The sequence below is a fragment of the Streptomyces vastus genome (assembly GCF_039532825.1).
GTDB classification, from domain to species: Bacteria; Actinomycetota; Actinomycetes; order Streptomycetales; family Streptomycetaceae; genus Streptomyces; species Streptomyces vastus.
Genome location: NZ_BAAASJ010000076.1, coordinates 250,278 through 264,737, shown reverse-complemented (window position 1 = coordinate 264,737; position 14,460 = coordinate 250,278). Strand labels below are relative to the sequence as shown.

The following is a 14,460-nucleotide window of genomic DNA, read 5'->3' as shown; positions in this document are numbered from 1 at the left end:
CACGGCGCCGGATCCTTCTGCTCCGCCCCGCCCGGCGCCGACCGCACCACCACCATCGGCGCCCAGAAGCAGGCCAACGCAATGCTCGCCGCGCCGGACGAAGACACCTTCGTACGGCAACTGCTCGGCAGCCTCGGCTCCTACCCCGCCTACTTCGACCGCCTGGGCGAGATCAACCGGCGCGGCCCCGCGGTCCTCGACACCACCCCCACGCTCGCCCCGCTCTCGACGGCCCAGACGCGCCAACTGCTGGGCGAAGGCGCTCAGATCATCGACGTACGCCCTGTCGCGGCGCCCCTGGGCTCCCCGTGGGACGCGGTCCAGGTAGCGGCGCAGGCATGGATGAGCGAGCACCACCTCGACGTGCAGCGCCCGATGCTGGGCGCCTCCTGACGGCTTTCTCGTGCACCGGTCTCGTGACCTCCGCAGGATGCATTGACAAGCGATATTAGCTCAGTAAAAATTGAGTCAATGAACGCTGAGTGGTCTGCATCGGTGGTGGCGCGAGCACAACGGCACGCGGCGCTGGGGGAACCCGCGCGCTTGGCGATCATCGATCGGCTGCTGCTGGGCGACGCTTCACCGGGCGAACTCGGCCAGGAGCTGGGCCTGCCCAGCAACCTCCTGGCCCACCACCTCAAGCTGCTCGAACAGGTCGGCCTGCTCAAGCGCTCCCGCTCCGAAGGAGACCGGCGGCGCTCCTACCTGCGCCTACGTGTGGAAACCCTGGCCGACACGATGCCGACACCCCAGCGGACAGCGCCGCGCGTGGTGTTCGTCTGCACCCACAACTCCGCCCGCTCCCACCTCGCCGCCGCCCTCTGGAAACGCCACAGCACCGTGCCGACCGCCTCGGCCGGAACCCAGCCCGCGCGACGCGTCCACCCCCGTGCCCTCGCGACCGCACGCAAACACGGCCTCTCCCTGGCGCCCCCCCGTACCTCCCACATCGACGAGACGCTGCGCCCGGACGACCTCGTGGTCGCCGTCTGCGACAACGCTCACGAACAGCTCGGCCCTCGCATCCCCGACCGTCTGCACTGGTCGGTCCCTGACCCCACCCGCACCGGCACCGACGACGCCTTCGCCGACGCCCTGAGTGATCTCGCCGACCGGGTCGACCGGCTGGCTCCCGCCGTCCGCCCTCCTGGAGGCATCGATGACTGAGACCGCGTCCTTCCCGCACCGCAACCTGAGCATCGACCAGCAAGTCGCCCTGCGCACCGCCGCCACCCACCTCAGCCGCGAGTTCGACGGCACCTTCGGCCAGGAGACCATCGAGCGGTTCCTGCACACCAGTTACGACCAGTTCGCCGGCCGCAGCACCATCCCCAACTTCCTCCCGCTGATCGCCGAGAAGTTCGCCCGCCAGCGGCTGCGTGCCCTGGCCAAGGTCGAAGGCCACCACAATGACGGCAAGCCGGTCGTGCTCTTCCTCTGTGTCCACAACGCCGGACGCAGCCAGATAGCCATGGGCTTCTTCCAGCACCTGGCCGGCGACGGCGCCGTCGCCTGGTCGGGCGGCTCCGAACCCGGATTCGAGGTCAACCCGTCAGCCATCGCCGCGATGAGCGAGCGCGGTATCGACATCTCCGGGGAGTTCGCCAAGCCCTGGACCGACGAGATCGTCCGCGCCGCCGACGTCGTCGTCAGCATGGGCTGCGGCGACGCCTGCCCGGTCTTCCCCGGCAAGCGATACCTCGACTGGACCCTGGACGACCCCGCGGGCAAGGCCGTCGACGCCGTACGGCCCATCCGCGACGACATCGAGCGCCGCGTCCGCGGACTCCTCGACGAACTCGGCGTCCCGGCACAGCACTGACCGCGGATTGGTGCGGCGGCCGGCCCACGCCTCGTCTTCGCCAACGTGCACAGCGACTGAGGCGACGGGGGTTCCGTGCCGGGACGCATCGGCTAAGCACAGCGCCGTGAGCGGTGCACATCACCCCTGCCAACTGTCCCGGCCAACGCCATGATCACGACATGCGGCAAAGCAGAAACGCGTGGAGACGGCGGGCGAAAGGGAGACCCGAAGCCTCCTCGCTGGATTGGAGAGACGGGCGGTTCGGCCTGTGCGGAGACCGTATCGCCCGTCTCGTCCGTACCCTTCGTGGTGTCTACGGCGTCACCTAGCCGGCGCCAAACCACTGGAGGCAACACCTCGTGCTGATTGCTCAGCGTCCGTCCCTGACCGAAGAGGTCGTCGACGAATTCCGCTCCCGGTTCGTGATCGAGCCGCTGGAGCCGGGCTTCGGTTACACCCTCGGCAACTCCCTGCGCCGGACTCTCCTCTCCTCGATCCCGGGTGCGGCGGTCACATCCATCCGTATCGACGGTGTCCTGCACGAGTTCACCACCGTGCCGGGCGTCAAGGAGGACGTCACCGACCTGATCCTCAACATCAAGCAGCTGGTCGTGAGCAGCGAGCACGACGAGCCCGTGGTGATGTACCTGCGCAAGCAGGGGCCGGGTCTGGTGACCGCCGCCGACATCGCGCCGCCGGCCGGTGTCGAGGTGCACAACCCGGATCTGGTTCTTGCCACGCTCAACGGCAAGGGCAAGCTGGAGATGGAGCTGACCGTGGAGCGCGGTCGCGGCTACGTCTCCGCCGTGCAGAACAAGCAGGTCGGTCAAAAGATCGGGCGCATCCCGGTCGACTCGATCTACTCGCCGGTGCTCAAGGTCACGTACAAGGTCGAGGCCACGCGTGTCGAGCAGCGCACCGACTTCGACAAGCTGATCGTCGACGTCGAGACCAAGCAGGCGATGCGTCCGCGTGACGCCATGGCCTCGGCCGGCAAGACCCTGGTCGAGCTGTTCGGTCTGGCCCGCGAGCTCAACATCGACGCCGAGGGCATCGACATGGGCCCGTCCCCCACGGACGCCGCCCTCGCCGCCGACCTGGTCCTGCCGATCGAGGACCTCGACCTCACCGTCCGGTCATACAACTGCCTCAAGCGCGAGGGCGTCCACTCCGTGGGTGAACTCGTCGCCCGCTCCGAGGCCGACCTCCTCGACATCCGCAACTTCGGTGCGAAGTCCATCGACGAGGTCAAGGCGAAGCTGGCCGACATGGGCCTGGGCCTCAAGGACAGCCCGCCCGGATTCGACCCGACCGCCGCCGCCCTCGGTGCGGACGACGACGCGGACGCGGGTTTCGTGGAGACCGAGCAATACTGAACGCTGCGCTCTGCCGGCCATAGAGACACTTTCCGTATAAGGACAGGAGAACCTCGACGCTGTTGCCCGCCCGCTGGCCGACCTCGGCCGGGTCCGCGCCCGCGCACAGCCAGGTGGACAACGCCGAGTACCGCAGGCCGTACGGGCGCTTCGCGAGCGGGGTGCTGGTAAGGGCAGGAGGCGGGGCGAGGTCACGGGTCTCGTGCCAGACCCGGTGATAAGTGGTACCACTGATGATCCAGCCCTGTTCGGTGAAGAACAGCCGCCCGTCGTCGGCCGTGCCGAACGTGGCGACGTGCTCGCGCCACAGGCCACCAGATGCGGCGGCAGCGGCACCACCCGTGTCTCCCCCGGCGGGCGGTTCTTCAGCCCGCGCTCGTCATGGAACTGGCCGGTGTCGGTCCACCGCTTGCCCGCCTGCGGCCGAGTGCGGTGCAGGATCAACCGCCCCCAACCGGTGCTGGGCAGGCGGCAGTCCGGCAGCGCCACCGCGACCGCCTCCTCCGGCCGCAGACCCGCGCAGTACATGCCGGCGAAGAACCCGACCAGCCGACGGCCGCGAGCCGTCCGGTGACCGCCCACGTAGGAGACGGCATCCAGCAGATCCCGCGCCTGGTAGGGGTTGGCCACCACCCTCGGATCCACCGCGACGGCCGGCTTGGGCACCCGCCAGCGAATCTTCTCCAGCGGATGACCGCCCAACTCACCCCGCTCCACGGCGTAGTGGAGCGCTTGCACCAACACCTGGCGCTTGCGGCGCATCGTCTCCGCCGCCGCCTCGCCGCCGTCCGGCTTGCGGCGCAGCGTCTCCAGCACATCACGCGCCAGGATCGGATCATGCAGGTCCACCAGCGGCCGGGACGCCTTCGTCACCCTCCCCCAGAGGGGGCACCCCCAGCAGCACCAGCCGGTCTTCCACCGGCAGCTCCCGCTCCTCCGGCCCCGGTACACACGAAAGCCCAGCGCCGCAGAGCACGGGGCAACACCTCCTCCCCTTCGGTCGGACCGGCACGTCCCAGAACATCGCCAGAGTGATCGCTGTCAGCACGTCGCTGGCTTCATCCCCGGCCTTCGCCGCCCTGAGGCATCCGGAAATTACGCCGGGTTCTGCTCGAGGCGGAGCCGATCCGACTTCGACAATCGCCGACTCTCAGGATGAGACTCCCCAGCCCTCCAGAGAATTGCCGTTTACCGCGCAGCCACTTCGGCCCGGATTCGACCCCACACCTTCATGCACGCCTGATACAGCCGCCTGACCTGCACAAATAGCGCCGCGAGGCACTCAGAGGCCGTACTCGTGGTAGTAGCCGGTGTCCTGGTCAGGAAGGATGCCTTCGCAGTTCTGGAAGACGGTGCCGTCCTGGGGGAAGGGGAAGGGGCCGCCCGACTCGATCAGGTCGAGCGTGTCGTGCGCCTGGGACGGCAGTGCGCTGTAACAGACGTTGCCGACGGCGGCCGGCGCCGCGTTTGCGGGGACCGTGGCGGCGCCGCCGATGAGAAGGGCGGATGTGAGGGCGACCAGAGCGCCGATGCGAGTGCTGCGTGGGGGGAATCTCATGGCTCCTAGCATGACGCGCGTAGACACTGGCATGTCAATGTCAAGGCCGACAATTTCGCCCGGCAAGTCGCATGATTTTCCCGGGGGTTAACCTGCCGAGCGGCCGGCACATCGGCGCTACGCGGTCTCCGTCGGCAGCTCATACGAGCCGTACTCCGGGCGTCCTGCCAGCTCGTACGTGTGGATGGCGACACCCTTGCTCGTGATGCGAGCCTCGGTGTGAGTGAACGCGGTCGGCACGGCGCCTTCGGCGAAGAGGCGGCGGCCCGTGCCGAGCACGACGGGGAACGACAGCAGATGCATGGTGTCGACGAGGTCGAGCGCGAGAAGGGACTGGGCGAGGGCGCCGCTGCCGTGGACCTGGAGCTCCCCGTCGGTGTTCTCCTTGATCGCGGTGACCTCCTTGGCGAGGTCGCCTCGGACGACCGTGGTACCGGCCCAGCCGGCCTGCGTCAGGGTCGACGAGGCGACGTACTTGGGCAGCGAGTTGAGCTTGCCCGCGACCGGGTCGGCCGGGTCGGTGACCCTGGGCCAGTGCGCGGCGAAGATCTCGTACGTACGACGCCCGAGCAGGAACGCGCCCGCCCGGCCGAAGACCTCGTCGATGAACCGTCCGAAGTCCTCGTCGCCGTACGGAACGCTCCAGCCGCCGTGCTCGAAGCCGTCGCGCGTGTCCTCGTTCGGACCGCCTGGCGCCTGCATGACGCCGTCGAGGGTGACGAAGCTGGTGAGACTGAGCTTGCCCATGATGACTGCCTTCCTTGGAGGGGAGGTGGTGTTTCTGTCATCAGCTCAGACCGCTCCTGCGCCCGCAACTCATCGGTCCGTGGACTCGTGTGCGCGGCGTCGGGCTGACGGGGGGCATCGCCCCCGCCGCCCCTACCCGTCCCATCCCCGGGGCCGGCCCCGGAACCCCGCTGGGGCTGCGCCCCCAAACCCCATCGGCCTGAACGGCCTCGTCCTCAAACTCCCCCAGCTACCGCTGGGAGGTGCCCCCAGACGGGCTGATTGATGCCGACCTCGGCTGCAAAGTTCAGCCCAACAGTTCAGCCCAGTCCGCGCACAATCTAGCCCCTCCGGCGTTTGAGGAGCGGGGGTTCGGGGGCCGGCCCTCGAAACGGGGTCCGGGGGCGCAGCCCCTGGTGGGGTCCGGGGCGCAGCCCCGAGCGGGTCCGAGGGCGCAGCCCCTGGTGGGGTCCCAGGGCGCAGCCCCGAGCGGGTCCCAGGGCGCAGCCCCGAGCGGGTCCGAGGGCGCAGCCCCGAGCGGGTCCGAGGGCGCAGCCCCTGGTGGGGTCCCAGGGCGCAGCCCCTGGTGGGATCCGAAGCGCAGCCCCTGTGGGCCCCAGGGCGCAGCCCCGAAGGGGGGGCGCAGCCCTCAGCGGGGCTCCGGGGCCTGGCCCCGGGATGGGACGGGTAAGGGCGGCGGGGGCGAAGAGCCCCCCTCAGCCCCCCACCTCCCGAAGCCGCCCCCGCAACCCCGCCACCCCCTCCTCCGTCAGCGCCCCGAACAGCCGCAGCCGCGAAATCCCCCCATCCGGAAAGATGTCCACGCGCGCATGCGTACCCACGACCGGCGCGGACAGGACGAAGCGATGGTTCGTATCCGGCTGGAGGCGGGTCCGGGGCAGGACCTCGACCCAGTCGCCGCTGCCGCCGCTGTCGCCGCTGTCGCCGCTCTCGGCGTCCCTCACCGACACCGAAGCCCACCCGGCCGAGTTGCCCTTCAGATACGCCGTGTCGATCTCGATCGCCCGGATCTCGGACCGAGCGACAAGCCGGTAGCGAATCCAGTCGTGGCCGGTGTCACGACGCCGACGCGTCTCCCAGCCGTCGTCCATCTTCCGGGAACGGCCCGGCTGGATGGTGTTGGTGGCGGGCGAGTAGAAGAGGTTGGAGGCGTCCTCGGCCTGGCCTCCGTTCTCCAGGGCCACGACGTCGAAGGTGCCGAGCACGGACAGCCACTCGGGGTCCGGCACGACCTCGCCGTACACGCGGAGTCGGGCGATACCGCCGTCGGGATGCTGGTTGACGCGCAGATGTGTGAAGCGCTGCTCCAGGGAGACGGCGAAGCCGTTGGCCGCGTGGCCGCCAACGGCCGTACGGGGCACGAGAGTCGTCCACTTCACGTCGTCCGACAGCAATTCCTCCGGCGACGGGGACCCCGGCACCGACACGCCCTCGACCGACACCGCCTGCGGATAGTTGCCGCGGAAGTGCGCGGTGTCGACGACGATGCCGCGTACGACACCGGGGGCGCCGAGCCGTACCAGCGCCCAGTCGTGGTCCTCGGCCGTGGGCCACGGATGCTCGGCGGAGGCGCCACGGCGGCGCCGCGTCTCCCAGCCGTCCATGATCTTGCCCTTGTGCCCGAAGCGCTCGGGGTCGAACTCGGCGCGCTCGGGCACGAGCAGATTCTCGCGCTGGGCGAAGAACTCGTCGTTGGCGGCGATGACCCCGGCACCGAGTCGGCGGTCGGCGAGGTTGGCGTACCGCGTGAAGAGGAAGTCCGCGGTGCGGTAGTCCGCGTACGGGTCACCGCCCCCGTACGGGCTCGCGTCGCCGGTGAAACGAGCCACAGGGGATTCATGCTGCGCCGTCACGGTGATCAGTTGTTCCTCTCTAGAAGTCGGCCGGTGGGTTCGCCGAACTCGCCGTCGGCCACGATGCGTTCGCCGCGCAGCCAGGTGGACTTGACGACGCCGTGCAGGGTCCGGCCCGCGTACGCCGTGACCCGGTTGCGGTGGTGCAGCGCAGCGGGGTCGACGGTGAAGGTCTCGTCGGGCGCGAGGACCGCGAAGTCGGCGTCGCGGCCGGCCTCGATGGCGCCCTTCTGGGAGAGGCCGGCCAACTCGGCGGGGCGCGCGGACATCCAGCGGACTACGTCCTCGAGGGACCGGCCCCGTCTGCGTGCCTCCGTCCAGATCGCCGAAAGGCCCAGCTGGAGCGAGGAGATGCCGCCCCAGGCGGTGGCGAAGTCGGCCGTCTTGAGGTCCGCGGTGGAGGGCGAGTGGTCGGACACGATGCAGTCGATCGTGCCGTCGATCAGGCCCTGCCACAGCGCGTCCTGGTTGGCCGCCTCACGGATCGGCGGGCAGCACTTGAACTCGCTCGCGCCGTCCGGGACTTCCTCGGCCGTGAGCGTGAGGTAGTGCGGACAGGACTCGACAGTCAGCCGTACGCCCTCCTGCTTGGCGGCGGCGATCAGCGGCAGCGCGTCGCTGGAGGAGAGGTGCAGCACGTGCACGCGCGCGTGGAGGCGCCCTGCCTGCGCGATGAGCTGGGCGATGGCGGTGTTCTCGGCGTCGCGCGGCCTGGAGGCGAGGAAGTCGGCGTAGGTGCCGCCGCTCCTCTGAGGGGCGGCGGCGAGCTGGTGCGGGTCCTCGGCGTGCACGATCAGCAGGCCGTCGAACCCGGCGATCTCGGCCAGCGAACGGGCGAGTTGCTCCTGGTCCAGCTCGGGGAACTCGTCGACTCCGGAGGGCGACAGGAACGCCTTGAAGCCGAAGACTCCGGCGTCGTGCAGCGGTCGCAGGTCCTTGACGTTGTCGGGCAGGGCACCGCCCCAGAAGCCGACGTCGATGTGCGCCTTGGACCGGGCGACGTCCTGCTTGGTACGAAGGTGGTCGACCGTCGTGGTCGGCGGAAGGGAGTTGAGGGGCATGTCGATCAGCGTCGTGATGCCACCGGCCGCCGCGGCGCGGGTGGCGGTCCAGAAGCCCTCCCACTCCGTGCGGCCCGGGTCGTTGACGTGCACGTGGGTGTCGACGAGGCCGGGCAGCAGGACATCGTCGCCGAAGTCCTCCAGCCGCGCTCCGGGGGGCACTTCGACGTCATACGGCAGTACGCCCGTGATCTTGCCCGCGGCGACCGCGACCGAGGCGGCGCGCGTCCCTTCGGGAGTGATGACGCGTGTCGAGCGCAGGATCAGTTCGCCCCGCCCTTCGCCCTGTCCCTCGCTCCATCCGTCGTCCGACACCCGGACCCCTCTCTGCCGCTCTGTTCCGCTCTGCCGTTTTCTTCCGCCTCTTCCGCAGTGCGAAATTCAACGTTATGTTGAAGGAGTCTTCACCGCAGGCTCCACCTCGTCAAGAGCACGCCCCTTCGCCTGGATCCTTCCGTAAAGCGGAATTAGCCTTCCATAAAACAGAACGTAGTTACCCCCAGCCGGTCAGTCAACAAACCGACCGGCCGATAGGCTGCTTCTCCTGCCGGACCTGAAAGGAACGCCCCGTGCCGACGTCCAGCGCCAGCGACGCCCCCGCGGATGCCTCCGCACCCAAGAACTCCGCACCCAGCGGTGGCGTCCAGTCCCTCGAGCGCGCCTTCGACCTGCTGGAGAGAATGGCGGACGCGGGCGGCGAGGTCGGCCTCAGCGAGCTCTCCGTGAGCAGCGGGCTTCCGCTGCCGACGATCCACCGGCTGATGCGCACGCTGGTCGCCTGCGGTTACGTACGACAGCAGGCCAACCGCCGGTACGCGCTCGGCCCCCGCTTGATCCGCCTCGGGGAGTCCGCGTCCCGGCTGCTCGGCACCTGGGCCCGGCCCTACCTGGCGCGCCTGGTCGAGGAGACCGGCGAGACGGCGAACATGGCGCTGCTCGACGGCGACGAGATCGTGTACGTCGCGCAGGTCCCTTCCAAGCACTCGATGCGGATGTTCACCGAGGTCGGTCGCCGGGTGCTGCCGCACTCCACCGGCGTCGGCAAGGCCCTGCTCGCCCACCTCCCGGCGAACGAGGTGCGCGCCCTGCTGTCCCGCACAGGCATGCCGGCCGCCACCGAGAAGACGATCACCTCGCCCGACGCATTCCTCACCGCGCTGGAGGAAGTACGCCGCTCCGGGTACGCGGTGGACGACAACGAGCAGGAGATCGGCGTCCGCTGCCTAGCGGTCTCCGTGCCCGACTCCCCCACCGCGGCGGCAATCTCGATCTCCGGCCCGGCCGGCCGCGTCACAGAGGAGATGACGGAGAAGACGGTGCCCGTGCTGCAACAGATCGCGGTGGAACTGTCGGAGGCACTGGCGAGTTCGGGGCCGGGGGCCTGATCCGGCCGGGACCGGGCCCCGCCAGGGCCGCGCCCCGTAGGGGCGCGGGGCTGTGACATTTGCGGCTCCGCCGCGATGGGGGTCCCCCGCTCGAGCGAAGCCGAGAGTGGAGGAGCGACCAGCCACGACGAACCCGCAGCTTCGACCGCGGCGGGTGGCGCCCCTTTAGGGGCGCGGGGTTGTATCAATTTGCGGCTCCGCCGCGTGGGCGCGACAAGCCACGACGAACCCGCGGCTTCCAAACCGCACCCCAGCCCCCTCAGGGGCGGGGCTGTATCAATTTGCGGCTCCCCGCGTGGCGCGACGAGCCACGACGAACCCGCAGTTTCGAACCGTTCCAGCCCAGCGCTCAGCGACCCGGCTCTCCGAACATCTCCACCGCGCTGCGCACCTCCCGCAAGCCGGGCGCCAGCGCGCTCACCGACCCGATGGAGCCGGCGATCAGCAGCAGCGAGCGGCGCAGCCGCGGTACCTCCGGGATGCCGCTGACCGTCATCGCGGCGAGCGCGGCAAGCTCGTCCTCCGCGATCCCGCGGTCCGGGAACTCGGCAGGATGCGCGGCGAGTTCGCGGCGCAGCCTGGACACCGCGGTCCTGAGCTCCGCCACCCTCGGATCCTCATCACTGCCGGTCACTGGCCTCTGCCCCAAGCTCCGCAACACAGCTCTCCCCCCTCGCACTCCTTTGTGCGCCGGACGTATTGCTTCCGTCGAACACCCCGTGGCGTTGGTCGGACACCGGGGACCGCGGGCCAGTAAACGCCACCCGCAGCGGTGGGCGCCACTCCAAGGGCCGAAATTCAGTCCTTGGACACCATGAACTCGCCGTGGTGTCAGGTATGCAAGAGGCATGACAGCGAAACGGGACCAGGTGGCGGGCCTCCTGCTCGCGGCGGGCGGAGGCCGGCGGCTCGGCAGGCGACCCAAGGCGCTGCTCGAACACCGGGGGCGCCCCCTCGTCGAGTACGCGGCGGGGGTGCTGCGGGCGGGCGGCTGCGCCCAGGTGCATGTGGTCCTGGGGGCGCGGGCGGACCTGGTCCGCGCCAGAGCCGTACTGCCCGGCTGCGTCCTCGTCGACAACGCCCAGTGGGAGGAGGGCATGGGCTCTTCCCTGCGGGCCGGGCTCGACTCGTTGGCCGGCACGGGGGCGCGGGCAGCCCTGGTGTCGCTGGTCGACCAGCCCGGAATCGGGCCGGAGGCGGTGGCCCGCGTGCTCGCCGCGTACGCCTCCGAGACGTCGCTCGCGGCAGCCTCGTACGACGGTGTACGCGGCCATCCCGTGCTGTTCGGCGCCGACCACTGGCCCCGCATCAGCGCGACTGCGGTCGGGGATCGCGGGGCACGCGCCTACCTGAAGGCGCACGACGACGCGATCACGCTTGTCGAGTGCGGTGACGTAGCGCAGGCGTACGACATCGACACGGAAAGCGATCTGATCCACCTCGAGTGACTCAGAGAATCTTGACATCAACAAAACATTGAACTTCCACCATGAGGAAATTAGTATCCATTGGCACCCAGTGCCGCCGTGTACTGAAGTCAGCTCGCTGAAGGAAGTGACAGCTCATGTCCGCACCAGCGCCGTCCCCGCTGGCCATCGTCGCCGCCGAGCCCCTGCCCCGGCAGGGTGAGGTCCTCACGGACGCGGCGCTCGCCTTCTTGGCCGAGCTGCACCGGCGGTTCACGCCCCGGCGTGACGAGCTCCTCGCCCGTCGCGCCGAGCGCCGGGCCGGGATCGCCCGTACCTCCACCCTCGACTTCCTCCCCGAGACCGCCGCCATCCGGGCCGACGACTCCTGGAGGGTGGGCCCGGCACCGGAGGCCCTGAACGACCGCCGCGTCGAGATCACAGGACCCACCGACCGCAAGATGACCATCAACGCCCTCAACTCGGGCGCCAAGGTCTGGCTCGCGGACTTCGAGGACGCCTCTGCGCCCACCTGGGAGAACGTGATCCTCGGCCAGCTCAACCTGACCGACGCGTACGAGCGCCGTATCGACTTCACGTCCCCCGAGGGCAAGTCGTACGCCCTGAAGCCAGCCGAGGAGCTGGCGACGGTCGTGATGCGCCCGCGCGGCTGGCACCTGAACGAGCGCCATCTGGTGGACGATTCGGGGACCCCCGTCCCCGGCGCGCTCGTCGACTTCGGCCTGTACTTCTTCCACAACGCGCAGCGCCTGCTCGACCTCGGCAAGGGCCCGTACTTCTACCTCCCCAAGACGGAGTCGTATCTGGAGGCCCGCCTCTGGAACGACGTCTTCGTCTTCGCGCAGGACTACGTCGGCATCCCGCAGGGCACCGTCCGGGCGACCGTCCTGATCGAGACGATCACGGCGGCGTACGAGATGGAGGAGATCCTGTACGAACTCCGCGATCACGCCTCGGGGTTGAACGCGGGCCGCTGGGACTACCTCTTCTCCATCGTCAAGAACTTCCGTGACGGCGGGCCGAAGTTCGTGCTGCCGGACCGCAATGCGGTGACGATGACCGCCCCGTTCATGCGCGCGTACACCGAACTCCTCGTGCGCACCTGCCACAAGCGCGGGGCGCACGCGATCGGCGGCATGGCGGCGTTCATCCCCTCGCGGCGCGACGAGGAGGTCAACAAGGTCGCCTTCGAGAAGGTCAAGGCCGACAAGGACCGCGAGGCGAGGGACGGCTTCGACGGCTCCTGGGTGGCGCACCCGGACCTCGTGCCGATCGCGATGGCGTCCTTCGACGCGGTGCTCGGCGAGAGGCCCAACCAGAAGGACCGGCTGCGCGAGGACGTCGACGTCAAGGCCGCCGACCTGATCGCCATCGACTCCCTCGACGCCAAGCCGACGTACGCGGGCCTGGTCAACGCCGTCCAGGTCGGCATCCGCTACATCGAGGCCTGGCTGCGCGGCCTCGGCGCCGTCGCCATCTTCAACCTCATGGAGGACGCGGCCACCGCCGAGATCTCCCGCTCCCAGATCTGGCAGTGGATCAACGCGGGCGTCGAGTTCGAGAACGGTGAAAAGGCCACCCCGGAGCTGGCCCGCAAGGTCGCCGCCGAGGAACTGGCCGCTATCCGCGCCGAGTTGGGCGACGAGGCCTTCGAGGCCGGCAACTGGCAGCAGGCCCACGACCTGCTCTTGAAGGTGTCGCTGGACGAGGAGTACGTGGACTTCCTGACGCTGCCCGCGTACGAGCAGCTCACCGGCTGAGTCGACCGGCGGGCCGAGTCAGTCCGCCGGTTTCTCCGAGTGGCCCAGGGTCCTGCCCGGGGCCACTCGGTCGCGTACGAGGCGCTTGACGGCCGTCGGCTCCGGGAAGCCCTGCTCGCGCCGGTCCCAGACCACCTCGTCGTCGACGCGTACGACGAACACCCCGCCCGTGCCCGGCTTCAGGGACAGCTCCGTCAGCTCGGTCTCGAACGTGGTCAGCAGCTCCTGTGCCAGCCATGCGGCGCGGGGCAGCCAGCGGCACTGGGTGCAGTACTCGATCTGAACGCGGTGGGTCATCCGAGGTGTACCGACCAATCCTGTTCCGCCGCCGGTTTGCCGTGCAGGTCGGGGACCTGCTGGAGCCACTTCGGACGGCCTCGCTGACTCTTCGCCGCGCGGAGGGCCTCCTCGGCGGCGAGTTCCTCCCGGGTGGGGAAATCCGTGGGCAGCCACGCCGCCGATGCGCGCACGCGCGCGTGGAGGTAGCCGGCGTAGGCATCGCGCAGCTCGTCGGGCGTGGCGAAGCCCGGCTCGTCCGCGAGCCAGGCGTCCGGCACTTCGGCGGTGATCTCGCGGAGCAGCCGTTCGGTCACGCGGGGCGCCAGCTCGGCGTCGGCGGCCCGTACGTCCGGGGCGTAGTGGCCGAGCGCGTGGTGCCGGAAGTCGTACGCCTTCTCCGGTTCCGTCGCGTCCCAGCGGTGGTGGAAGACGAGGGCGGCGCCGTGGTCGATCAGCCACAGGTGCGGGGGTGCGGTGCCGAACGTGGGCCAGACCATCAGGTTGGAGCTGTGGACCGTACGGTCGACGTTGACGGTCAGCGCGTCGAGCCAGACGATCCGGCCCGCCTCCAGCGGGTCCACGCGGAACGTCTCGGCGACCTCGGGCGTGAAGTCCTTCGCGCCCGGCAGGAAGTCCATGCCGAGGTTGATGCCGGCACTGGCGCTGTGCAGGTCCCGCACCTCCTGATGCGGCTCCCCGTCGGCGATCTCCGGGTCGAAGTGCACCAGGACCAGCTCGGGGAACCTGAGCCCCAGCGCGCGGGCCAGCTCACCCACGATCACCTCGGCGACCAGCGCCTTCCTGCCCTGCGCGGAGCCGGTGAACTTCACGACGTACGTCCCCAGGTCGTCGGCCTCGACGACTCCGGGGACGGAGCCGCCAGAGCGCAGGGGCGCGATATAGCGAACTGCAGCGACCTCTCTCAGCATTTTCCAAGGCTCCATGGATCATTTGCCCCACATTGCACGGCGAACCCAATCGGCTGCAACCCGGGGAACCGCTCGCGATCAGCCCCGGGGAGAATCCGGGGAGTTTCGACTGGCATGCCCCTCTCCCCGCCTCCCGAGCAGGCCGTCAATGGCGGTGCGTCCCTCACTCCCGGCCTCCGGCATGAAGTGAGCATAGTAACCGAGCGTGACAGCCGGCGAGGAGTGCCCGAGCCATCGCGCCAACGTCACGGCCGGCTCCCCCGCTTCCAGCATGCGAGGAC

The 14,460-nt window shown here is 69.7% G+C and carries 12 protein-coding genes and 4 pseudogenes; 8 read left to right on the top strand and 8 right to left on the bottom strand.

The genetic code is table 11. The features are described from left to right. The 5 genes and pseudogenes from ABD357_RS28575 to ABD357_RS28560 all read left to right on the top strand — a co-directional run. Positions 1–393, top strand: a pseudogene (locus ABD357_RS28575) (hypothetical protein); the annotation flags it as partial. Between the two features lie 78 nt (positions 394–471). Beyond that, on the top strand, positions 472–1,167 hold the full coding sequence (locus ABD357_RS28570; protein ID WP_344393882.1) for an arsenate reductase/protein-tyrosine-phosphatase family protein: 696 nt from the start codon (positions 472–474) through the stop codon (positions 1,165–1,167). Further along, a pseudogene (locus ABD357_RS44860) lies at positions 1,160–1,378 on the top strand (three-helix bundle dimerization domain-containing protein); the annotation flags it as partial. The gene ABD357_RS28570 and the pseudogene ABD357_RS44860, both read left to right, overlap by 8 nt. A 6-nt stretch (positions 1,379–1,384) precedes the next feature. After that, on the top strand, positions 1,385–1,822 hold the full coding sequence (locus ABD357_RS28565) for an arsenate reductase ArsC (RefSeq protein ID WP_425585044.1): 438 nt from the start codon (positions 1,385–1,387) through the stop codon (positions 1,820–1,822). Positions 1,823–2,163: 341 nt separating this feature from the next. Then, complete coding sequence (locus tag ABD357_RS28560; protein ID WP_344393880.1) at positions 2,164–3,180, top strand: DNA-directed RNA polymerase subunit alpha; 1,017 nt, start codon at positions 2,164–2,166, stop codon at positions 3,178–3,180. 1,291 nt (positions 3,181–4,471) lie between these two features. Here the strand turns inward: ABD357_RS28560 and ABD357_RS28555 are convergent. The 4 genes and pseudogenes from ABD357_RS28555 to allB all read right to left on the bottom strand — a co-directional run. Then, positions 4,472–4,738: pseudogene (locus ABD357_RS28555) on the bottom strand (ribonuclease domain-containing protein); the annotation flags it as partial. Positions 4,739–4,855: 117 nt separating this feature from the next. Next, positions 4,856–5,485 (bottom strand): dihydrofolate reductase family protein, encoded by a 630-nt coding sequence (locus ABD357_RS28550; RefSeq protein ID WP_344393879.1) that lies wholly within the window; start codon positions 5,483–5,485, stop codon positions 4,856–4,858. Positions 5,486–6,180: 695 nt separating this feature from the next. After that, complete coding sequence (alc, locus tag ABD357_RS28545; protein ID WP_344393878.1) at positions 6,181–7,338, bottom strand: allantoicase; 1,158 nt, start codon at positions 7,336–7,338, stop codon at positions 6,181–6,183. Positions 7,339–7,343: 5 nt separating this feature from the next. Then, positions 7,344–8,714, bottom strand: a complete 1,371-nt coding sequence (gene allB / locus ABD357_RS28540; RefSeq protein WP_344393877.1) for an allantoinase AllB — start codon at positions 8,712–8,714, stop codon at positions 7,344–7,346. A gap of 254 nt (positions 8,715–8,968) precedes the next feature. Between allB and ABD357_RS28535 the strand changes: the two genes are divergently transcribed. Further along, entirely contained in the window at positions 8,969–9,784 is an 816-nt protein-coding gene (locus ABD357_RS28535; protein ID WP_344393876.1) for an IclR family transcriptional regulator, read from the top strand. A 349-nt stretch (positions 9,785–10,133) separates the two neighbouring features. Here ABD357_RS28535 and ABD357_RS28530 read toward each other — a convergent pair whose 3' ends face one another. Continuing rightward, the gene (locus ABD357_RS28530) at positions 10,134–10,418 is read right to left on the bottom strand and encodes a DUF5955 family protein (protein ID WP_344393875.1); all 285 of its coding nucleotides are present in this window, start codon (positions 10,416–10,418) and stop codon (positions 10,134–10,136) included. 214 nt (positions 10,419–10,632) lie between these two features. Here ABD357_RS28530 and ABD357_RS28525 point away from each other — a divergent pair, with 214 nt between their 5' ends. Then, positions 10,633–11,232 (top strand): nucleotidyltransferase family protein, encoded by a 600-nt coding sequence (locus ABD357_RS28525; protein WP_344393874.1) that lies wholly within the window; start codon positions 10,633–10,635, stop codon positions 11,230–11,232. 116 nt (positions 11,233–11,348) lie between these two features. Then, entirely contained in the window at positions 11,349–12,971 is a 1,623-nt protein-coding gene (gene aceB / locus ABD357_RS28520; RefSeq protein WP_344393873.1) for a malate synthase A, read from the top strand. An 18-nt stretch (positions 12,972–12,989) separates the two neighbouring features. Here the strand turns inward: aceB and ABD357_RS28515 are convergent, their stop codons facing one another. The 3 genes and pseudogenes from ABD357_RS28515 to ABD357_RS28505 form a co-directional block, all read right to left on the bottom strand. After that, the gene (locus tag ABD357_RS28515; protein ID WP_344393872.1) at positions 12,990–13,268 is read right to left on the bottom strand and encodes an Rdx family protein; all 279 of its coding nucleotides are present in this window, start codon (positions 13,266–13,268) and stop codon (positions 12,990–12,992) included. After that, positions 13,265–14,179: a HipA family kinase gene (locus ABD357_RS28510; RefSeq protein WP_344393871.1), complete on the bottom strand. Its 915-nt coding sequence runs from the start codon at positions 14,177–14,179 to the stop codon at positions 13,265–13,267. The genes ABD357_RS28515 and ABD357_RS28510 overlap by 4 nt, the downstream gene beginning before the upstream one ends. 78 nt (positions 14,180–14,257) lie before the next feature. After that, positions 14,258–14,452 (bottom strand): annotated as a pseudogene (locus tag ABD357_RS28505) (site-specific integrase); the annotation flags it as partial. Positions 14,453–14,460 lie beyond the last annotated feature (8 nt).